Below are 18,947 nucleotides of genomic sequence, written 5' to 3' on the forward strand. Positions count from 1 at the left end.
GCACACCCTCTGGCGATACGGCGAGCGTAGCCGTATGTCACAGTGGGCCAGAATATTTCCGCCCAACGGAATCAGTCGTGGCTTTTGCGGGCGCTCTTGCCACACTGGATGGAATGACGATCCACCGCACTGCGCAGACACTCACGGTTGAACGTTCGGGGTGCGTAGACCCCCGAGGATCACCTTGACCACTTCGTGGGCGAGCCAATCCACAGACTTGTCCTCGGTCGGCGTATACCACTCGCTCGATGACCAGATGGCATATCGAAGCATGTGGTCGACGACATCGATGTCAACGTCGTCACGAAAAATGCCCCGAGCAACTCCGGCGGCAAGAGCGCTCGACCACTCCCTCTCGAATTGGCCGAACAGCTCCCCGATGTTGCCTTGCTCGAGAATTGTCGCGTGGATGTAGTCACCCTCACGACGCCAGATGGACGTTGCGTGCAGGTACTTGTGCGAACAACGCAGAGCGATCTCGGAAAGCGCCTCGATACGTTCTGTGGGCTCCACGGCAGTAACTGCATGCACCTTGTCTACAAGTTCCTGGAGATAGACCCTGACGATCTCTGCGACGATCGCATCTTTGGAAGGGAAGTAATGGTAGAGCGCACCGGAGCGCACTCCCACTGCGTCGCCGATCTCCCGAATCGTGGTGGCGGCTATCCCTTTTGCTGCGAATATCTCGCCGGCGCGATCGAGGATTTGCTGTCGTCGCTCCTGCGGTTCCATATCGTCTGTTCTCCTGATGCTGTTTCGCGCATTCGACTGTCTGATTCGACCGCTCACCGAAACGAGCGAATGACCCCTACAGTATCGACCTGCGCTCGGAGAGTGGCCGAAGGTACCGCGAATGTAACTGCCAGAGCGCAATTTACTTTGAAGTTGTGAACTCACATCCGTATCGATCAGAGAAGAGGGCATGAAAACACTCAGTGGGGATAGAGCACTTGTGACAGGCGCCGGCCAGGGCATCGGCCGTGGGGTGGCTCTAGCACTGGCGGATGCCGGCGCAGTCGTAGCAGTGGTAGGTCGCACTCGGGCCAAACTCGACGAGACGGTTCATATGATCAGCGAACGAGGTGGGTCCGCATTCGCCTTCGAGTGCGATGTGACCGACACCGATCAGATCGATCGACTGATTGTGGACGTAGCAGGTCGAATGGGTGGGCCGACCATCCTGGTCAACAACGCGCAGACAGCTGCACACGGCCTGTTACTCGACCTCGATGAGGTTGTGTACCAACAAAGCTTGGATTCGGGCCCACTGGCAACGTGGCGACTGATGCGCCTGTTCCATCCATATCTGGTTGACGGCGGACGGATCGTCAATGTGGGATCTGCAGCCGGAATTCGCTGGGATCCGTCAGGATTCGGTGGATATGCTGCCGCCAAAGAAGCAATTCGGGTTCTGACGCGTACCGCCGCGTGTGAATGGGCGTCCGACGGGATTCGCGTCAACGCGATTCTGCCGCTTGCCACATCGCCGATTCTCGACGACTGGGCTCGGATCAGTCCGGAGGAAGCTGCGGCCTACGTGAAGACTGTGCCGTTGGGAAGGCTCGGCGACCCGGAAACCGACATTGGACCCGCTGTCGTGTTCCTCTGCAGTTCAGCCTCGCACTACATCACAGGCCATGCATTGCCCGTGGACGGTGGCCAGGCCCTTGTCCGGTAACTTTTCAGTTCAACGGAATTGGCCTGTCGCCTGACGATCATTCCTTCTACGTTCAAGGAAGAACGATAGGAAGGAAGTGTCATGGCGCCTGTCGACTGCGCATCGTGCGGCCAGCGAGTCCTCGTCGAGAAGTACAGCTCGATCCATACCGGTATCCAATGGCCGGCTGCAGAGAACGTGCGATGCCCTTACCGCGACGTCCAGGTCAACACCCTGCAACCCGGATCACTCGTGCAATCGTGCAGCGGGCTGAGCGACGCTGTCCAGGCTGCCATTGAGAACGGCAAGCTTCGCGAATCTCCTCGCCCTGAGGGCCTTTCGCACGTATCAAATCATCGCTGATCGAATCATCGCTGAATACACACTGGAGGATTCATGACCGACATCATCGCCGAACCCGAGGTCAGGGTCATCGAGGCAGGCAAGAACCCGACTCGATTTGCGCGAGGCTGGCACTGCCTCGGCCTGGCCGAGACGTTTCGTGACGGAAAGCCGCACCAAATCAAGGCTTTCGGCACCGACTTGGTGGTGTTCGCAGACTCCGAGAACGAGTTGCACATCCTTGACGCATACTGCCGACACATGGGCGGCAACCTCGCGATGGGGCAGATCAAGGGCGACTCCATCGCCTGCCCGTTCCACGATTGGCGGTGGGGCGGGAACGGGCGCTGCACTGGCATTCCTTACGCGCGGCGCGTCCCTCCGCTAGCACGCACACGATCGTGGAATGTACTCGAACGCAACGGAATGCTCTTTACCTGGCATGACCCGGAGGGCAACACGCCGCCGGAGGACGTGACGATTCCGGAGATCGAGGGATGGGGCACCGATCGGTGGAGCGAGTGGTCGTGGCGCACCTTCCACGTGGAGGGCTCGCACTGCCGTGAGATCGTCGACAACGTTGTCGACATGGCTCACTTCTTCTACGTTCATTTCCAGATGCCGGGCTACTTCAAGAATGTGTTCGAAGGCCAGGTCGCTGCACAGCACATGCGCTCGGTAGGCCGGGACGACATCAAAACCGGTGTACAGATGGACCTTCCAGATGCCGAGACCGTGTCGGAAGCTGCCTACTACGGTCCGTCTTTCATGCTCGATACGGTGTGGACGATTTCCGGTGACACCACGGTGGAGGCAAAGGTCATCAACTGCCACTACCCTGTCACCGACAATTCGTTTGTCCTGCAGTACGGCACATGTGTCGAACGCACGCCGGGCAACTCGGACGAGCAGGCCGAAGCCACCGCTCAGATGTTCACCGAGGGTCTCGAGACGCAGTTCCTCCAGGATATCGAGATCTGGAAACACAAGAGCCGCATCGAAAATCCGCTCCTCACCGAAGAGGACGGGCCCGTCTACCAACTTCGCCGCTGGTACCAGCAGTTCTATGTAGACGTCAAGGACGTCACAGACGAAATGACCGCACGCTACGAGTACGAGGTGGACACCACTCGCGCTCTGGAGAACTGGTCCACCGAGGTGCAGGAAAATCTCGCACGCGTCGACGCGGATACGTAAAATTCGCGTGAGCTCACAGTTGCCGCGCCCTGCCCCAGCAGAGCGCGGCAACATCAGTTTCCGGACAGTCGATTTCGGATCGTTGCTACCGCGAGGCGGACAGGGACCGAGACAGCCATCGGATCGAACGTACCGGTAGGGCCGGTTACCGAGATCGCGCCAATCGGACTGCGGCCCTTGATAATAGCGGCACCGACACACGATACTCCGAGCACCGTCTCGTTCCGATCGTGGGCAATTCCGCGGTTACGAATGTCGGCATACTCCCTTCGCAGTCGAACTGGGTCCACTATCGTGTTCGGCGTGGAACGCGGCGGCGTCAGCGCCGCGGTCGGATCAAGCTCTGCCATCAAGGTTTTGCCTATTGCCGTCGACGCCGCGGGAAGGCGCCCGCCGGCGCGGGTGGGCAGCCGAACGGCGAAGGAGCCACCGACTTTGTCGAGATAGAGAACGTCAGCGCCGACGGGGACTGCGAGGTGAACCACGAGACCCGTAGTCGCGTGCAGTTGATAGAGGACGGGCTGCGCCACGCTGTGAAGCCGATCATGATGCAACGCAAGCGAACCGAGTTCGAATATCTTACGACCCAACCGGTACGTGTGACCCTCACGTTGAAGCCATGTCAGACGTACGAGTTGTCCGAGCATGCGGTGGGTCGACGACGCGGGAAGCCCCGTCCGTCTCGACAAGTCCGACAAAGTCAGTCGCTCGTCCTCATCGAAAGCCTCGAGCAATATCGAGGCGCGATCGAGTACCGCTACCGGGGAATTTTCATCACAGGGCATGGGGCATCTCCGTGGGTCGGCAGCGTACGGCAGGCACGCTGCATGAATGACCCCTTCGGCTTTAAGGGCCATATGCAGGTTGTTTGATCGCTTGATCAATGTACAATCGGACTATACAGTGCAAGTGACAGGGGTCACCACCTGACGGACACGCCAGATGCCAACGGCAACTGAAGCGACACTCGGGAAACCCCGGAACGGAAGGCGTCCATGGCCGTTGTCGACATGAACGACAAGAAGTCCTCTGCCCCACCGGCCGGCGGTCGGTCCACCACAGACTTACCGCCGTCGATGGTCGAGCGGATGACACTCATTCTCGATGCCTTCGATGGACGGGCAACCCACCTCAGTCTCGAAGAAACCGCACGACGCGCCCGGTTGCCGCGATCGACCGTCCACCGCATTCTCGAGCAGCTCGTCAAGCTCGACTGGGTCGCTCACGCGCCGATTGGTTACCGCCTCGGCCGACGCGCACTCGGACTTGACGGCGGCATCGGCGACCACGGCCAGCTGCGTGCAGCCGCAGCACCGCTGCTGCACGACCTACACCTGAAAACCGGAATGGTCGTGCATCTGTCAGTTCTCGACGACTGCGAAAATGTCTACCTCGACAAGGTAGGTGGACGCTTTGCTACGACGCTACCGTCGCGCGTCGGCGGTCGCGCCCTTGCACATTCGACGGCAGGCGGCAAAGCGATGCTGGCGTGCATCGCTCCCGAACAGGTGGACACCCTGTTCGGTGTGACGCTCCCGCGCTGCACCGACAGCACCATCGCGGACATCGCAGTTCTGCATCAAGAGCTGAGCCGTATTCGGCAGCGTCGAGGCTTGGCCTTCGAGTGCGGCGAATCAACACCGGGCGTCGCGTGCGTCGCGTCGGCTATTCGCGGGCACGAAGGGCCGATCGGCAGCATCTCGTTGTGCAGCGATACGCAGACCGCTCAGCTCGAGCGGGTAGCGCCATTGGTGCTCGACGCAGCTCGTGAGGTGTCGCGCACCCTGTACCCCGAACTGGTCGCTCCACGTCGTGGCCGCAAGCCTCCACCGGTTCCCACGAGCACTTTCTCCGCAGCAACGATGGATCGCCTCATGGCGTCGTCCGAGCACTGGATCTGAAGCCATCGGATTTGTGCTCGGAAGATTTCACACAGTAGCCAACCGCCTGAGAATCCCAGCCAAAGTCTCGACGCCCGCAGCAGCCTGACTCGTCCGCCGGAACAGTCCGACGGGCTCGGCTGTACCAGGGGCCGACTGCGGCAAGCGCACAAGCGTTCCGTCGTCGAGGTCGGTCTGCGGCACGCGCTCGGGTGTGAACCACACCGAGTCACTGCGGCGGGCGAGAGTACGTGCAACCGATACATCAAGTGTTTCAACACAACCGCTCGGCAACGTGAGCCCATGCCGGCGCAGAAACACTTCGGTGTGTCGGCGCGGAACCGTCCCTGTTGTCGCCACCACCAATGGAAATTCGAGTACCCGCGGCATCGGCACCGGTTCCACAAACGCCGTCAAAGGATGTTCGGGGCGAACGACAAGTGCCAGCGATTCGGTGTAGAGCAGTTCGAAGTCGATTCCCTGCAAGACATCGGGATCCGTCATTCTGCCCACCACCAAATCAAGGTCGCCCGCGCGAATCCCTTCCAGAAGTGCGTCGTTGACTCCAGTGACAACATGTACCCCCAACTCCGGATACGTTTCGTGCAACTGTGAAATCGCCTTCGGTAGTAAAACACTCGCGACTGTGGGAAGCGCACCTACGCGGACCGGCACACTGGGTACGCCGGGGGCGACCAACGCCCGTGCCGCCGACGTCATGGCATCGACGGCCGCAGATGCGTGGCCGAGAAAGTACTCGCCGGCCGGAGTGAGACGGGCACCATGACGGCCCCTCTCCACGAGACGCATCCCGGCCATCTGCTCTAGTTCGTTGAGCGTCTTGGTGACCGCCGGTTGCGTCAGGTGGAGTCGCTGTGCCGCCCGACCGAGATTGCGCTCCTGCGCAACGGCGACAAAGCAGGTCAGGTGCCGAAGCTGAATTCGGCTACTCGCTACGCCGGCCATGCGCCCAGACCACCAAACATTTCCATCAGCAGAGGTTATGAAAAGGGCGAGAAATCGTCAATTTACATGACTAAGTATCGAAAATATGGTGGGCGAACATCCCTTCGACAGGAGACCACCGTGACAATCGGCGAATTTGTTGAGCGCGACGTCAGACTGCACCCTCCCGCACTGACGCCGGGTTACAAGACGAGCATCCTGCGCTCACCTCGTCAGGCTTTGCTATCTCCCCGCAACACGCTGTCCGAAATCACCGGGCCCGTGTTCAACGGAAAAGACCTGGGGGCGAAAGACAACGACCTGATCCTCAACTTCGCCAAAGCCGGCTTGCCGATCGGCGAAAGGCTGATCGTGCACGGCTATGTACGTGACGAATTCGGAAACCCGGTCTCCGGCGCACTCGTGGAAGTGTGGCAAGCCAACGCGGGCGGACGCTATCGACACAAGAACGACCAGTATCTCGCGCCGATCGATCCGAACTTCGGCGGTTGCGGTCGGATGCTCACCGATCACAACGGCTACTACGTCTTCCGCACTATCAAGCCTGGACCGTACCCGTGGGCCAACAGCGCCAACGCCTGGCGTCCTGCACATATTCATATGTCACTCAGCGCAGACGGTTGGGCGCAGCGGCTGATCACGCAACTCTATTTCGAGGGCGACCCCTTGATCGAGCGCTGCCCGATTGCCGCAACCATTCCGTCAATCGATCAGGTACGCAGCCTCATTGCGCATGAAGATCCGTCAAACGACGTGCCTTTCGACGCTCGAACCTACCGCTTCGATGTCACCCTCCGCGGACGACGAGCCACCTTTTTCGAGAACACGATTCCAGGAGCATCACGATGAACGTCGCCCATCAGTTTGCCGCACAATCTCTTGCGACACGATTTCCCGAAACCCCGTCGCAGACGGGCGGCCCGTACGTACACATCGGACTTGCGCCACAGCAGGCGGGATTCGAGATCTTCGAGAAGAACTTCGACAACAATCTTGTCTCCAATGACACAGTCGGAGAACGGATCACGATCGAGGGCCGTGTCATCGACGGCAGCGGATCCCCAGTCCGCGACGCCTTGCTCGAGATCTGGCAGGCTAACGCGGCCGGCAAGTACTCGCATCACCTCGACCCACAAGACAAAATTGTCGATCCGAGCTTTGCCGGATGGGGCCGCACGGGCGCAGATTTCGAATCCGGAGTCTTCGAGTTCCAGACGATCAAACCCGGACCGGTCGAGCACAATGGCGACCGTGTCCAAGCCCCACACATCTGCTTCGTCATCTTCGCCAGAGGCATCAACATCGGACTGCATACCCGCCTGTACTTCGACGACGAAACCGAACTCAACGAAGCAGACCCGATCCTCTCGGGGATCGAGCTCCACAACCGCCGAAGCACTCTGATAGCTAATCGACGCAGCGAAAACGGAAAGACCGTCTACACCTTCGACATACGACTACAAGACACCCCGGACGGTGGAGCAGAGACAGTATTCTTCGATATTTGACTAGTACAGTAGGCGCCGGTCCTGATTTTCCCGCGCGGCGGGCGGCAATGCCGTTGCGGGCGCGGTGGGCCACCGGGCCGGATCCAGATCAAGCTGCCGAAGCTGTTGCACCTGTTCACGACACCACGGCGAGACGTCGCTACCGCCACCGAGAACAGAGTCCGAAAACTTGTGCCAGTCAACCCATTCCGCGCTTTCCACTTCCGTCGGATCGGGAACCGGTTGTGGGCCGTCGTAGATCACCCGAAAGACAGGGCAGATCTCGTTTTCGACGATGCCAGTGTCCATCACCGCGCGGTATCGGAAGAACGGGAGCGCAAGGCTGACATCATCGACACCTATCCCAAGCTCTTGGTTCAGCCGACGTCGGACGGCTTCTTCGAGCGATTCGCCCGGAGCGGGATGTCCGCAGCAACTGTTGGTCCAGACACCTGGCCACGTTGCCTTGTCCAGTGCACGCCTCGTAATCAGGAGGTTGCCGCTCCGATCGAAGACGTACGCCGAGAAAGCAAGGTGCAGTGGAGTTGTAGTGGTATGGACGCTCGCTTTCGGTTCGATCCCGATGGATCGACCTGCGTCGTCGAGCAGCACGACGTATTCCATGTGAAATCCCGTTCTCTTCGTTCGATCAGGGCGCCGGCGTCAGCAGCGTACGGAGGCTGATCCATCCGGTTTCAGCCAGTCGCGGTGCCGCGATCGACATTCGGCGCCGCTGGGAAACGTGTGCCCGCTTGTGAAGTACGCGATATCCGCCGTCTTCCACCGCGCGCAAAATGTCGCCGTACAGGACAAACGCCGTGCGCATCGCGGGGCGTACCACCGGGTCGAGCATGTCGATCCCCGGCTCGGCAGTGCGGTACACCGCACGGGTGTGTGCGATCAGATGCGCGAGAGCGCGCTCGAGTCGGACGTCGCTGCGGCCGGTGACACGACAGTTTCGTAACAGGCCTTCGTCGACACCGAAAGCATTCAGTTCCTCAGTCGGCAGATAGATCCGATCACGATCGAGATCCTCTCCCATATCCCGGATGAAGTTGGTCAGCTGAAAAGCTTCACCCAGTGCGACCGCTGGTCCGGCGGCACTGTCGCGATCTGTCGCCGTGCCCAGGATCGGAAGCATTTGCAGGCCGATGACAGCGGCGGATCCGTACATGTACTCGGACAGTTCGTCCATCGTTCGATACCGCGAGCGGAACATCTTGGTTCCTGGTATGTCCATTCGCATCGAGTGCAGGAAGGCGTAGTAGTAGTCGTGCGAAATGCTGTATCTCGCAGTGGTATCCACGAGCGCTCTGAGCACCAGGTCGGATCTACTCTCCCCCAGCGGCTGTCCGTCGAGCGCATCTCGGATGCGAGCCTCGAACAGGTCAAGCTTTGCGCTTGCCCTACGATCGGCTTCGGTGGGCGAAGTACCCGTCGAATCGACTGTGACAGAGTAAAGCGCTGGCACATAACCTGATTCGCTGTCGCCGGAATCCACGTCGACGATGTCGTCGACCATCCGCGCAAACCCGTAGAGCGCGTGCACGCCGGCGCGTTTGTCAGCCGGCAGTAACCGGGTCGCGAGGAAGTAAGTTTTGCCATGCTGCTCGTTCAGGTCGCGGCACAGTCGATACGCGTCGTGGAGGCTCGGGTCGATCTTGTCGAGTTCACGCATGACCGACACCGACTTCGACACCGAGAGCAGCCGACGATTGCGCGTTGTTCGATCCTGTTATCCGCTCTGCGGCAAGCCTTCCCGAAACGAGAACCGTCGGCACGCCGACACCCGGTGTGGTCCCTGAACCTGCGAGGACAACGTTGCCGAGACCAGGAACCAGGTTCTTGCGGCGGAATGGCCCGGTCTGACGGAACACATGTGCCGACGAGAAGGGACTGCCGTCGAGCATTCCCTTGTCCAGCCAGGTTTGCGGGGTGTCGAGGTGGTCGACGGACATCGACGACGTCAGGTTGCGATATCCGCGTTGTTCCAACACTCCTTGAATTTCACGCATGTACGGAACCCCCAGACGATCCCAATCGAGGGGCGCGCTGGCAAGATTCGGGCAAGGAGCCAAGATCGAGATGGGTTCACTTCTGACGCCGTCACGGACGAGGTTCAGCGATGGATCAGTGACAGCCGGCCGGGTGATCAAGAGAGAGGGATCATCCATCAACTGCCCGCGGCCACGACGCGCGGTGATCCGAGCAAAGGTCTCAGACCACTGTTCGCCGAAGTCGATGGTGTGATGAGACCTTGACGGCCACGACTGCGTCACATCCACCGGAACCGTGCCGTGAAAGACGACGGCTGACGGCGATACGACGGAATATCCGCGTCGCCGACCGGTAGACGGCGCACCTGCCTGGTCGAGCAACCGATCGACTACAGGTAAGTCCGGAGTCAACACGAGGGCATCACACGAATAACTCCGACCATCCGACGTCAAAACCTTTGTGACGCGCTTGTTCTCGATGTTTACCTCGGACACTTCGGCGTCGGTGTGCAGCACTCCCCCGTGTCGTGTGAACGCGTCGGCCATCACCGCCGCGATTTTGGCCATGCCGCCCACCGGAAAGTAGACCCCGAGTGAGGTGTCCATGTGCGCGATGGCGCCGTACACGCCCAACGCCTTGGCGGGGGCCATTCCCGCGTACAGTGCCTGGAATGTAAAGATTCGTCGCAGTCGTTCGTCTTTCACAAAGGATCCGACCCGCGGCCCGAGTCGACCGAAACCACCCAGCCGAGCCAGAGTGGCGGTGTCGCGCACTGCCGATGGCGTCGACACCAGATCGAGTGGTGAATCGAAATTCGAGTCGATGTACCGACTGAACTCGGTGTCGAAGATCGACGCCAGCCACCGTCGAAGCTTGCGGTATCCGTCGGACTCGCCTGGACCGCATGTCCTTTCGACCTCTGCCGACATCGCAAGCGGATCCGAGTACACGTCGATGGAACTGCCGTCTGCGTAACGCGTGTGATAGCTAGGTGAAAGCTTCGTCAAAGTGAGTGCAGGAGTGACGGAATCAAAAGACTCACCCACTGCGGCCAATGCGTCGGCGATCAAATTCGGCATGGTGAGAACACTGGCACCGTTGTCGATGTCGTACAGGAAACGACCCGCGTCATCGACCACCGGATAGGTACCGACACGCCCACCGATCGCGGCCTCACGCTCGAGGACTGTGACACGCTTGCCCGCTCCGATGAGATGGAGCGCAGCGGAGAGGCCGGCGAGGCCGGCGCCGACAACAACCACCGAATCGACTTGCCCGCTCACTGATCTCATGATCGATCACCTGTCACAAGCGCTGGGTTCGAGGCCGACATCAGGATTCTCATTTCTTCATCGTGCTAGCGAGGGTGGCAACGCCGATGGTCCGGGCGTTCAACGGCCGACTCTTCCATGACAGTTCGTTTCGGGCGAAGCGTCGACGCGAATCGAGCACAAGAGTCGCAAAAAGTGCTGCCGAAATGGGGTGGGCGCAGGCCCGCGCCAGATCTGCGAGGTTGGCTCTGCCGGCAGATTCCGACTGCGCAGAGCACAGCCGAGCCGTGACTGCGGCAAGGTAGCCGGCAGTCCCCAAGCGTCGTGTGCTTCCCGTTCCCAGAACAGCGGCAGCCGGCGGAAGGAGATATACGATGCTCACGCCTGCAAGAGCAACGGCGGTGCCCATTCGTCCGCCGAACGACGACCACAACCACCGGGTGTAGCCCTCCCGAAGTTGAGGCCAGTCGCGATACATCCGGCAACTGACAAAACCCGCACCCGAGACCAGAACCGTACGTTTGCCGTGGCTGCGAAGAGCTCTAGCTATGTCCAGATCTTCGGTGGCACTGGAGGCCACCGACTCGTGTCCACCGATTTCACGGTAGGCGCCGGCATCGAACATCAGGAATTGACCACACGCCACCGAAAGTGATTGTCTCAGCGACCTGTTCGCCAAAGGTACCAAGAGGGTCGACATCCACGAAAAGGCCAGCAACGGCTGAACAAGATGCTCAGCAACGCTGCCCGACTTCTGTTCGGGCCACGGGCACAACAATGCTGCCTCTCGGCCGCGGAGCGCAGAAACCGACGCCTCGACCGCACCGGGCGACAGCCTGACGTCGGCATCGACAAAAACGATTACATCCGGTCGGTCGTCGAGACCGATATCGGCAAGGGTCCGACACGCTGCGGCCTTTCCCGTCCAACCAGGGCTTGGCGGAACACACGTGGATATAACCGTGATGCGCGGATCGCCGTCGGCGGCGCGGCGGGCGGCAACCAGTGTGCCGTCGCCGGAGCCGTCATCGAGGACTATCACCCGAAGTTCGCCCGCATATGTTTGTGCCCGCAGATCCGCAATGAGCCGGGGCACGGTGGATTCCTCGTCGCGGGCCGGAACGCACACAACGACGCTCTCGTGGGGCTTACTGATGTCCGTTCGCCGCAAGCGTGGCATGAACAGCGCATTCCCGATCGACATCACCGCAGACAATCCGGCCAGCGCCGCACCCGCCGCTGTCAGGCGATGCAGGATTCGTGGACTCGCGGCGGTCATGCCGTCACCGAGTCCTCTCGGGGCTTCCAGGTCCACATCCAGGCCAGGGGTATCCCCACAACACCCATCGCACAGAAGCCGTAGATCGCCGAAGACTTCAATTCGTCCCCGTCGAGCAGCGCAGCGTGGGCAAGTGCCGAGCCGAGCCACGTCCACATGAACAACACCACGGGCGCGGCATCCGAAACCTGCGGCCCGTACTTCCTGCGGGTATCGAAGCGCTTTCCGACATACTCGATCACAACTGCCATTATCAGGGCGGTGGCAAACCAGCCCAGATAGTTCGTGAACGGAATCGACGGTATGCCGGGAAGACCCGGATTTCCGGACGTCCACGTCCACTGGCCGTCCGTCACCATCTGAGTGTCCAGATAGAGATCCCACCCGACCATCCCGGCAGCCGTAATCACGATTCGCTGGCGAGACTGCCACTTCGGTGACGCGCGGGTTCGCTCGAGTACATAACCCACAGCGCACCAAATGGGATAGAACCCGGCAGTCCACGCAAGTGGAACCACCGCCGGGACACCCAGAATGTCAGGCCCCAACCGATCAGTGGCGTAGAAGTAACTGCCGAAGGGAAAACCTGTTGCTGTGCCGATCATTTCGGCGACAAGACCCAACCCCGCGGTGGCCGCGAACAGTACCGAGGTCCACGCCGGCCCACGGGCAATCACCGCATGAACAATCGATGCGGCAGCCAATAGGGCGACTACCGCAACAGTGACACCGTCACGTGAGTCCCCGCTCACCAAGGGATAGATGATCTGGGCGATCAATGCGCACGCGACGAGCCCCCATACGAGAGCGATCCATCGACCTGCGTTTCCGGCGAATCCGTTTCCGGTGGATGTTCGCCTGGCCGTCTCGGCAGCAGGCGAAGGCGTGGCCGCATCCATCACAGTCTTTCGTCGTCGGAAGCGCGCGGTTCCTGCGGTGATTCTTCCGCCATTTCGTGTGGCGACCTGGGTTGACGGCTCGCATCCAGGAACATTTGGAGAAAGCCGACACCCGGATTGCTTGGGCGCGGATTCTCGCCTCCGTGAGTACCAGAAGAAGAAATAGACATGTCGGTCACATTCCTGTGATTGTCGGCCAGAACTTCACGAGAGCTCAACGAACGGACTGTGAGTTGACGGAAAATCGGCTTCTACCAGTGCATGCATGACACTCTGCCCTTCCTGTCAACACCGTCTCGACACAGTTGAGCACGGAGACGGTACACACCGTCTGCGTGGCATTCGTAGCCGTTTCGCACACGGATGGGAGTTCTCGAGAAAAAGTTTTCGGGCACGCGGGTGACACGCCATCGTCTTGCCGCGAATCACCCGTCGGTTGGTTTCAGCGCAGCGCGTGCTGCGGTGAGAATCTCATCCGAGACGGTCGATCCCTTAGTGGCTCGCGAGAGGAGAATCGCGCCGACCATGGTGCACAATCGGGCAATGCCATCCTGATCGCCATCGGCGAGTCCTTCGGCAAAAGCACCGACGCCCTGGGTGTAAACCCGACGAGCCTCGGCATCTTCTGGTTCGCGCGCCATGTCGACGGCAAGAGCCGCGGCGGGGCATCCGTCTGCCGGGTTGTCGCGATGCTCGACGGAGAGATAGGTGTCGATCAGGGACTGCTGAGCAGCAACGCGCTGGTCCCCATGCTGGCTGAATTCGGACTTGTAGGTCTTCGACAGTTCAGCAAATGCATAGGCGGTGGCCTCGTCGATGAGCGCTTCCTTCGAGGCAAACTGCTTGTAGAAGCCACCGTGGGTCAACCCGGCCGCTTTCATCAAGTCGGCGACGCTGAGCTGGGTGCCCTGCTCTCGGAACAGGCGGGCGGCGGTTTTCACGACACGTCGACGGTTCTCTTCCGCTTGCTGTTGCGATACACGGCCCATCAACCACACTCCCGTTTGGATTTCATTTGACATCTATCTTAGCGTGAATTTAGATTGCATTCGTAATCTAAATTTCCGTCAGTACCTCACCCCTGGGAGACATCATGGATCTGAACAATGCAGTTGCCGTCGTCACCGGCGCCAATCGAGGACTCGGACGCCATCTAGCCGCGGGGCTCGTCGAGCGGGGAGCAAAGGTGTACGCAGCCGCCCGAAATCCGGAAACAGTCGATCTGCCCGGCGTCATTCCCTTGCAGCTGGACATAACCGACGAGGAGTCGATCAAGGCTGCCGCCCGCACCGCGTCGGATGCAACTCTGCTCGTGAACAACGCAGGAATCTCCACCTCCGCGCCGCTGATTAGCGGCAACATCGATGACGTGCGCCGCGAGATAGACGTGAACTTCTACGGCCCGCTCGCCGTGACCCGAGCCTTCGCTCCCGTCATCGAAAGTAACAGCGGGGGAACAATACTCAACGTACTTTCCGTACTGTCCTGGTTTCACCCCGCCGCGCTCGGATCCTATGCCGCAGCCAAGGCGGCGGCGTGGGCAATGACGGACGCTGCTCGAGAGGAACTGGCGCCGCGCGGAATCACCGTCTCGGCACTGCACGTCGCATACATGGACACTGACATGGCGGCGGATGTACCCGCCGAGCAGAAGATCGACCCAGCCGATGTCGCCGCGCAGGCCTTGGACGGTATCGAAAAAGATTTGCTCGAGATCCTCGCAGACGACACCACTCGGTACATCAAGCAAAATCTTGCGATTGCGCCGAATTCAAACTGACCACGACGCGCTATTTTGCAGCAACGGCACTTCCGGCCGCCGTCGCTTCGTCACATGTTCTACCTACGGTTGCGTACTGAATTCTTTGTGGGGCAGGCTTTCTTGTGTACTGATGACGAGCCGAGGTCGGAGAATCATGAGTCACTACAAGAGCAATGTGCGCGACATCGAGTTCAATCTGTTCGAAATACTCGGGATCGGCGAGCTACTGGACGGCGACGCCTACGGCGACCTCGATACCGACACTGTGCGCAACATCCTCACCGAGGTCGCGCGGCTCGCCGAGGGTCCCGTCGCCGCCTCTTTCGCCGACGCGGATCGGCACCCCGTCGAGTTCGACGCACCGAACCACGCCGTCGTGGTCCCGGAACCTCTACGCAAGACCGTCGAGGCTGTGAACGAGGCCGGCTGGTCGCGGCTCGGTCTACCAGAAGGCATTGGTGGTGTACCCGCTCCCGCACCGTTGGTTTGGGCGATCGGCGAGATGTTGGTCGCGGCAAACGGATCGGCGAGCTTTTTCAACATGGGTCCGCTGATGGCGAGCGTGCTCTACGGCGTCGGCACCGACCAGCAAAAGCATTGGGCAAAAGAAGGTTTCGAGCGCGGTTGGGCAGCCACCATGGTACTCACCGAACCCGACGCAGGATCCGACGTGGGTGCAGGCCGTACGAAAGCAATCGCGCAGGACGACGGCACGTGGCACATCGAGGGCGTCAAACGGTTCATCTCCGGCGGCGACGTCGGCGACACTGCCGAAAATCTCTTCCACCTGGTACTCGCTCGTCCCGAGGGAGCCGGCCCTGGAACGAAGGGGCTGAGCCTGTTCTACGTCCCGAAGCTCCACTTCGACTCGGAGACACTCGAACTGGGAGAGCGCAACGGCGTGTACGTCACCGGTGTCGAGCACAAGATGGGCCTCAAGTCGTCCCCGACCTGCGAGCTCACGTTCGGGGCCACCGACGTACCCGCCGTCGGCTGGCTCGTCGGCGACGTACACAACGGCATCGCCCAAATGTTCCAGGTGATCGAGAATGCTCGAATGATGGTGGGCACCAAGGCCGCCGGGACACTGTCTACCGGATATCTCAACGCCCTCGCCTACGCCAAGGAGCGCGTTCAAGGGGCGGACCTCACTGAACTGACAAACAAAACCGCACCTCGCGTGACCATCACCCATCACCCCGACGTGCGACGCAGCCTGGCAATGCAGAAGGCCTACGCCGAGGGGCTCAGAGCGGTTTATCTGTACACCGCGGCGCATCAGAATGCAGATGTTGCCGAATTGGTTTCGGGTGCAGACGCCGAATTGGCGGCGCGGGTCAACGATCTACTGCTACCGATCGTCAAGGGTGTCGGCTCCGAAAAAGCCTACGAACTGCTCACCGAAAGCCTGCAAACCCTGGGCGGCTCCGGGTATCTGCAGGACTACCCGATCGAGCAGTACATCCGCGACGCCAAGATCGACACCCTCTACGAGGGCACCACGGCAATCCAGGCGCAGGACTTCTTCTTTCGTAAGATCGCCCGCGACCGTGGCGTTGCGCTCGCGCATGTGACCGGCGAGATACGAAAGTTCATCGACCGCGACGCCGGAAACGGTCGCCTCAAGGCAGAGCGGGCACTGCTCGAGACTGCGCTGACCGACGTACAAGAGATGGCCGGGACGCTCACTGGCTATCTGATGGCTTCTCAAGACCAGCCGTCCGAGTTGTACAAGATAGGCCTCGGCTCGGTGCGCTTTCTGTACGCGGTAGGTGACCTGCTCATCGGATGGCGCCTGCTGGTGCAGGCCGAAGTTGCGTTGGCAGCCTTGGACCGGGACGCGCCTGCAAAGGACCGGTCGTTCTATCGGGGCAAGGTTGTCATCGCGTCGTACTTCGCGAAGAACATCCTGCCCATCCTGTCCTCGACGAAGGAAATCCTGGGTTCCCTCGACAACGAGATCATGGAACTCGAGGAAGACGCGTTCTGACAACGTGCCACAGTGAAGGCATGTATGTGCCCGACATCGACTACGTGGGGGTCTGGACCTTTCCGATCACGGGGCCGGATGCACCAGACGACGCTCCCGCCAACGTCGTCGAGGCGTGCCAGGCCGTGGGCAGAGATCTGCAATGCCGGTACACCCCCGATACGTACATGGAGAACTGCCAGTGGACGGTCTCGTTGCTCGACGACGGTTACTGCCACCTCGCACTCAAGCCTGGCCCGCGGCCGAAGCACAAGAGTGCGGGAACTAGCCCGCTGAGGGGCCTCGGGTTCGGCGGGCCACACATCGAACAGTCGACGCTCGAGCTGACAGTGCTGATCGCCGGAGAAGTCCAGGATGAGCTGGCCGGCGGATTTGTGCAGTGGCCTATTGAGAAGGACCGATTCTTGATGCCGTCATTACGAGACGGACGCGCGGTATGGGTGGTTCGCAGCACCGATCGCGTTATCGCGGCGATCGGCAAACTTTGCGCGAGGTCGGCTTTGTAGCGTTTCGCCGCCGAGTACGGCGTCGCGGTGATCAGACCGGCAGGAACAGCGACGAAGTCCCCTACCAAGGGCACGAAGGCACACACCAGGGCGACGAGGCCCACTAACGCCTCATCGACGATCGTTGTCAGGCCATCTCGGGTACGTGCAGATGAGCGATCGCCAGCTCGAACTCACCTACCTCGAGAAGCCGCGCACCGGACTCACGGATTCCCGAAGTTCTGATGGTCTCGGACTCCTCCCTGTTGCCATTCATCGCCGCAGCGCTGTCGAAGGTCACCGACGACACGGCGCGACCGGCGGCAGGATCGACCAGCAAGCTGGCACTGCAGAACCCCTCGAGGTCTTGCATCATGGGCAGGGAGGCCATCTTGTACACGTCGACTGCGCGCTCGAGGTGGCCCGGCTCGACCTCGAGCCATGTGACCCGCACGCAAGCGCCACGGTGTGAGCGGTGGTCACGATGCAGGACGGCAATGTCCCACCGCGCGACGGTAGTGGCGCCATGGAAGACCTCAGCCATGCCGGCGCGGAGCTGCAGGACCGGTCCTTCGCTCGCACGAAGGGAATCCTCGTCCGTCCAGGAGCTGGTGGCGATGCACCGACCGGAGCTGTGGTCGACCAGCAGGGACAGTCCGGCGCAGCCGTCGATGCCGGCGAGCGCGGGCATCACGGTATCGCGCATGTGCTTGATCCCGACGTCGATGAACGACGGCTGCGCATCAATGGTTGTTGAGCGTGCATACACGATCGACACCCTTCTTCTCGGTCGGCGCCTCGACGGCACCGACGGGTCAATCCCCCTCTCTCACACTCCTCCACGGGGCCAAGGCAAAGCAATGATGAAATTCGGACCTGTGGGCGAAAGAATGTACGAGTGCTTTTCTCTTCGCACCGGTCGGACAGCAATTAGAAGCGGCTCCGCTTCTCCTCGAACAGTTCTACTCGGTTCCTTCGGATGCCCAGTCACACACCGCCCCAACAGCCCCCACCCCCCGCGTGCTTCGACTTCGCGCCCTTCGGGGCCGGCTCAACGAAGAACTAGATACGCCCGCCGTCGGTCACTGTGTGCTGGAAACGGGCATAACTGCGGCCTTCATTCATGCCATACGCGAAATCGGCCTCGAGTTGGCACAGCCGCGCAGATTCGACCGTCGGATCGTGAGGGGTGTCCCAGGCATCGGTGGCCGTCGAAATGAGCGTGCACCGATGCCACCACTTGTGCGACAACGTCGGCGGACACCGACGGATACTTCGCGGACAACCGCGTCACCGCATGAGCGATCAAACGTTCTTCCTCTTCGCTCTTCATCTGTAAAAACTGCGCCCTACCTGCCTATAGTTCAACAGAAGAAAAGTCGGCGACTGTCTTCGACACCGTGTATTGGTCATCGAATTCGGCTGCAGGGTACCGAGGAACCAAAGCGATCTCAGATTTCCCCGTCCCAGGCATCGTTGCGATCGTGCGTGGTGGGGGTCGGCATGCCGTGTCCAAGCCCGCGGGCCTTCATTTCTTCGTTCACAAAATAGAACCGTGCTTTTTGGTTCGGGGTGAGGCGATCAAACCTGTTGTACAGGGATTGGTACTCGTCTACCAGATCGTCGCTCGTAATTCGGTAGACCGACAGCGGCACCTCATCTTGCATCATTGTCTGTCTCCTCAATTTCGTTGGTGCTCACGACAAGAGAGATTCGAGGGTCGCACCCGCCGAA

Annotated in this window: 22 protein-coding genes; 9 read left to right on the top strand and 13 right to left on the bottom strand. The window is 60.5% G+C overall.

Annotation, left to right across the window (positions count from 1 at the left end):
- Positions 1–141: 141 nt before the first annotated feature.
- Complete coding sequence (locus tag CJ178_RS19730) at positions 142–732, bottom strand: TetR/AcrR family transcriptional regulator (RefSeq protein WP_095887446.1); 591 nt, start codon at positions 730–732, stop codon at positions 142–144.
- 190 nt (positions 733–922) lie between these two features.
- On the opposite strand from CJ178_RS19730, the gene CJ178_RS19735 reads away from it, so the two are divergent.
- From CJ178_RS19735 to CJ178_RS19745, 3 genes are all read left to right on the top strand, one after another.
- Positions 923–1,678 carry an SDR family NAD(P)-dependent oxidoreductase gene (locus tag CJ178_RS19735; RefSeq protein WP_095887447.1) on the top strand — a complete coding sequence of 252 codons (756 nt, stop codon included), beginning with the start codon at positions 923–925 and terminating at the stop codon, positions 1,676–1,678.
- Between the two features lie 81 nt (positions 1,679–1,759).
- On the top strand, positions 1,760–2,020 hold the full coding sequence (locus CJ178_RS19740) for a hypothetical protein (RefSeq protein ID WP_045065768.1): 261 nt from the start codon (positions 1,760–1,762) through the stop codon (positions 2,018–2,020).
- Between the two features lie 33 nt (positions 2,021–2,053).
- Positions 2,054–3,196 carry a Rieske 2Fe-2S domain-containing protein gene (locus tag CJ178_RS19745; RefSeq protein ID WP_045065770.1) on the top strand — a complete coding sequence of 381 codons (1,143 nt, stop codon included), beginning with the start codon at positions 2,054–2,056 and terminating at the stop codon, positions 3,194–3,196.
- Positions 3,197–3,249: 53 nt separating this feature from the next.
- Here CJ178_RS19745 and CJ178_RS19750 read toward each other — a convergent pair whose 3' ends face one another.
- Both CJ178_RS19750 and CJ178_RS33330 read right to left on the bottom strand, forming a co-directional pair.
- Positions 3,250–3,981 (bottom strand): IclR family transcriptional regulator, encoded by a 732-nt coding sequence (locus tag CJ178_RS19750; RefSeq protein WP_033233772.1) that lies wholly within the window; start codon positions 3,979–3,981, stop codon positions 3,250–3,252.
- A gap of 134 nt (positions 3,982–4,115) precedes the next feature.
- On the bottom strand, positions 4,116–4,295 hold the full coding sequence (locus CJ178_RS33330; protein WP_257013390.1) for a hypothetical protein: 180 nt from the start codon (positions 4,293–4,295) through the stop codon (positions 4,116–4,118).
- Between CJ178_RS33330 and CJ178_RS19755 the strand changes: the two genes are divergently transcribed.
- Complete coding sequence (locus tag CJ178_RS19755; RefSeq protein WP_257013383.1) at positions 4,207–5,097, top strand: IclR family transcriptional regulator; 891 nt, start codon at positions 4,207–4,209, stop codon at positions 5,095–5,097. The two genes, CJ178_RS33330 and CJ178_RS19755, sit on opposite strands and share 89 nt — an antisense overlap.
- Positions 5,098–5,124: 27 nt before the next feature.
- On the opposite strand, the gene CJ178_RS19760 is transcribed toward CJ178_RS19755, so the two are convergent.
- Positions 5,125–6,042: a LysR substrate-binding domain-containing protein gene (locus tag CJ178_RS19760; protein WP_095887449.1), complete on the bottom strand. Its 918-nt coding sequence runs from the start codon at positions 6,040–6,042 to the stop codon at positions 5,125–5,127.
- Between CJ178_RS19760 and pcaH the strand changes: the two genes are divergently transcribed.
- Entirely contained in the window at positions 6,004–6,891 is an 888-nt protein-coding gene (gene pcaH, locus CJ178_RS19765; protein ID WP_257013267.1) for a protocatechuate 3,4-dioxygenase subunit beta, read from the top strand. The genes CJ178_RS19760 and pcaH overlap by 39 nt on opposite strands.
- The gene (pcaG, locus tag CJ178_RS19770; RefSeq protein WP_095887451.1) at positions 6,888–7,550 is read left to right on the top strand and encodes a protocatechuate 3,4-dioxygenase subunit alpha; all 663 of its coding nucleotides are present in this window, start codon (positions 6,888–6,890) and stop codon (positions 7,548–7,550) included. Before pcaH ends, pcaG begins: the two co-directional genes overlap by 4 nt.
- Here pcaG and idi read toward each other — a convergent pair whose 3' ends face one another.
- The 6 genes from idi to CJ178_RS19800 all read right to left on the bottom strand — a co-directional run bounded on the left by idi (position 7,551) and on the right by CJ178_RS19800 (position 13,998).
- Positions 7,551–8,153 (bottom strand): isopentenyl-diphosphate Delta-isomerase, encoded by a 603-nt coding sequence (gene idi, locus CJ178_RS19775; protein WP_045065779.1) that lies wholly within the window; start codon positions 8,151–8,153, stop codon positions 7,551–7,553.
- A gap of 25 nt (positions 8,154–8,178) precedes the next feature.
- Positions 8,179–9,207, bottom strand: a complete 1,029-nt coding sequence (locus CJ178_RS19780; protein WP_095888061.1) for a phytoene/squalene synthase family protein — start codon at positions 9,205–9,207, stop codon at positions 8,179–8,181.
- Positions 9,200–10,819 (bottom strand): phytoene desaturase family protein, encoded by a 1,620-nt coding sequence (gene crtI / locus CJ178_RS19785; RefSeq protein ID WP_095887452.1) that lies wholly within the window; start codon positions 10,817–10,819, stop codon positions 9,200–9,202. Before crtI ends, CJ178_RS19780 begins: the two co-directional genes overlap by 8 nt.
- 49 nt (positions 10,820–10,868) lie before the next feature.
- Complete coding sequence (locus CJ178_RS19790) at positions 10,869–12,077, bottom strand: glycosyltransferase (protein WP_095887453.1); 1,209 nt, start codon at positions 12,075–12,077, stop codon at positions 10,869–10,871.
- On the bottom strand, positions 12,074–12,976 hold the full coding sequence (locus CJ178_RS19795; RefSeq protein ID WP_095887454.1) for a carotenoid biosynthesis protein: 903 nt from the start codon (positions 12,974–12,976) through the stop codon (positions 12,074–12,076). The genes CJ178_RS19790 and CJ178_RS19795 overlap by 4 nt, the downstream gene beginning before the upstream one ends.
- A 425-nt stretch (positions 12,977–13,401) precedes the next feature.
- A complete protein-coding gene (locus tag CJ178_RS19800; RefSeq protein ID WP_218833737.1) occupies positions 13,402–13,998 on the bottom strand; it encodes a TetR/AcrR family transcriptional regulator in 597 nt (198 codons plus the stop codon).
- Between the two features lie 71 nt (positions 13,999–14,069).
- On the opposite strand from CJ178_RS19800, the gene CJ178_RS19805 reads away from it, so the two are divergent.
- The 3 genes from CJ178_RS19805 to CJ178_RS19815 all read left to right on the top strand — a co-directional run bounded on the left by CJ178_RS19805 (position 14,070) and on the right by CJ178_RS19815 (position 17,234).
- Entirely contained in the window at positions 14,070–14,756 is a 687-nt protein-coding gene (locus CJ178_RS19805; protein WP_095887455.1) for an SDR family oxidoreductase, read from the top strand.
- Positions 14,757–14,892: 136 nt separating this feature from the next.
- Entirely contained in the window at positions 14,893–16,728 is a 1,836-nt protein-coding gene (locus tag CJ178_RS19810) for an acyl-CoA dehydrogenase (protein ID WP_045065788.1), read from the top strand.
- Positions 16,729–16,748: 20 nt separating this feature from the next.
- On the top strand, positions 16,749–17,234 hold the full coding sequence (locus CJ178_RS19815) for a hypothetical protein (protein ID WP_033233781.1): 486 nt from the start codon (positions 16,749–16,751) through the stop codon (positions 17,232–17,234).
- 127 nt (positions 17,235–17,361) lie between these two features.
- Here CJ178_RS19815 and CJ178_RS19820 read toward each other — a convergent pair whose 3' ends face one another.
- The 3 genes from CJ178_RS19820 to CJ178_RS19830 all read right to left on the bottom strand — a co-directional run bounded on the left by CJ178_RS19820 (position 17,362) and on the right by CJ178_RS19830 (position 18,883).
- On the bottom strand, positions 17,362–17,991 hold the full coding sequence (locus CJ178_RS19820) for a hypothetical protein (protein ID WP_095887456.1): 630 nt from the start codon (positions 17,989–17,991) through the stop codon (positions 17,362–17,364).
- A 339-nt stretch (positions 17,992–18,330) separates the two neighbouring features.
- Positions 18,331–18,546 carry a three-helix bundle dimerization domain-containing protein gene (locus CJ178_RS32500; RefSeq protein WP_143547527.1) on the bottom strand — a complete coding sequence of 72 codons (216 nt, stop codon included), beginning with the start codon at positions 18,544–18,546 and terminating at the stop codon, positions 18,331–18,333.
- A gap of 118 nt (positions 18,547–18,664) precedes the next feature.
- Positions 18,665–18,883, bottom strand: coding sequence for a hypothetical protein (locus tag CJ178_RS19830; RefSeq protein ID WP_092804864.1), 219 nt, complete (start codon positions 18,881–18,883; stop codon positions 18,665–18,667).
- Positions 18,884–18,947: the final 64 nt, after the last annotated feature.

Source organism: Rhodococcus sp. ACPA4 (assembly GCF_002300185.1).
Classification (GTDB): Bacteria; Actinomycetota; Actinomycetes; order Mycobacteriales; family Mycobacteriaceae; genus Rhodococcus_F; species Rhodococcus_F globerula.

What these genes read in the sequence shown, in the direction of transcription:
- CJ178_RS19730 (WP_095887446.1), bottom strand. Translation starts at nt 732, where the DNA reads ATGGAACCGCAGGAGCGACGACAGCAAATCCTCGATCGCGCCGGCGAG.
- CJ178_RS19735 (WP_095887447.1), top strand. Translation starts at nt 923, where the DNA reads ATGAAAACACTCAGTGGGGATAGAGCACTTGTGACAGGCGCCGGCCAG.
- CJ178_RS19740 (WP_045065768.1), top strand. Translation starts at nt 1,760, where the DNA reads ATGGCGCCTGTCGACTGCGCATCGTGCGGCCAGCGAGTCCTCGTCGAG.
- CJ178_RS19745 (WP_045065770.1), top strand. Translation starts at nt 2,054, where the DNA reads ATGACCGACATCATCGCCGAACCCGAGGTCAGGGTCATCGAGGCAGGC.
- CJ178_RS19750 (WP_033233772.1), bottom strand. Translation starts at nt 3,981, where the DNA reads ATGCCCTGTGATGAAAATTCCCCGGTAGCGGTACTCGATCGCGCCTCG.
- CJ178_RS19755 (WP_257013383.1), top strand. Translation starts at nt 4,207, where the DNA reads ATGAACGACAAGAAGTCCTCTGCCCCACCGGCCGGCGGTCGGTCCACC.
- CJ178_RS33330 (WP_257013390.1), bottom strand. Translation starts at nt 4,295, where the DNA reads ATGAGTGTCATCCGCTCGACCATCGACGGCGGTAAGTCTGTGGTGGAC.
- CJ178_RS19760 (WP_095887449.1), bottom strand. Translation starts at nt 6,042, where the DNA reads ATGGCCGGCGTAGCGAGTAGCCGAATTCAGCTTCGGCACCTGACCTGC.
- pcaG (WP_095887451.1), top strand. Translation starts at nt 6,888, where the DNA reads ATGAACGTCGCCCATCAGTTTGCCGCACAATCTCTTGCGACACGATTT.
- idi (WP_045065779.1), bottom strand. Translation starts at nt 8,153, where the DNA reads ATGGAATACGTCGTGCTGCTCGACGACGCAGGTCGATCCATCGGGATC.
- CJ178_RS19780 (WP_095888061.1), bottom strand. Translation starts at nt 9,207, where the DNA reads ATGCGTGAACTCGACAAGATCGACCCGAGCCTCCACGACGCGTATCGA.
- crtI (WP_095887452.1), bottom strand. Translation starts at nt 10,819, where the DNA reads ATGAGATCAGTGAGCGGGCAAGTCGATTCGGTGGTTGTTGTCGGCGCC.
- CJ178_RS19790 (WP_095887453.1), bottom strand. Translation starts at nt 12,077, where the DNA reads ATGACCGCCGCGAGTCCACGAATCCTGCATCGCCTGACAGCGGCGGGT.
- CJ178_RS19795 (WP_095887454.1), bottom strand. Translation starts at nt 12,976, where the DNA reads ATGGATGCGGCCACGCCTTCGCCTGCTGCCGAGACGGCCAGGCGAACA.
- CJ178_RS19800 (WP_218833737.1), bottom strand. Translation starts at nt 13,998, where the DNA reads ATGTCAAATGAAATCCAAACGGGAGTGTGGTTGATGGGCCGTGTATCG.
- CJ178_RS19805 (WP_095887455.1), top strand. Translation starts at nt 14,070, where the DNA reads ATGGATCTGAACAATGCAGTTGCCGTCGTCACCGGCGCCAATCGAGGA.
- CJ178_RS19810 (WP_045065788.1), top strand. Translation starts at nt 14,893, where the DNA reads ATGAGTCACTACAAGAGCAATGTGCGCGACATCGAGTTCAATCTGTTC.
- CJ178_RS19815 (WP_033233781.1), top strand. Translation starts at nt 16,749, where the DNA reads ATGTATGTGCCCGACATCGACTACGTGGGGGTCTGGACCTTTCCGATC.
- CJ178_RS32500 (WP_143547527.1), bottom strand. Translation starts at nt 18,546, where the DNA reads ATGAAGAGCGAAGAGGAAGAACGTTTGATCGCTCATGCGGTGACGCGG.
- CJ178_RS19830 (WP_092804864.1), bottom strand. Translation starts at nt 18,883, where the DNA reads ATGATGCAAGATGAGGTGCCGCTGTCGGTCTACCGAATTACGAGCGAC.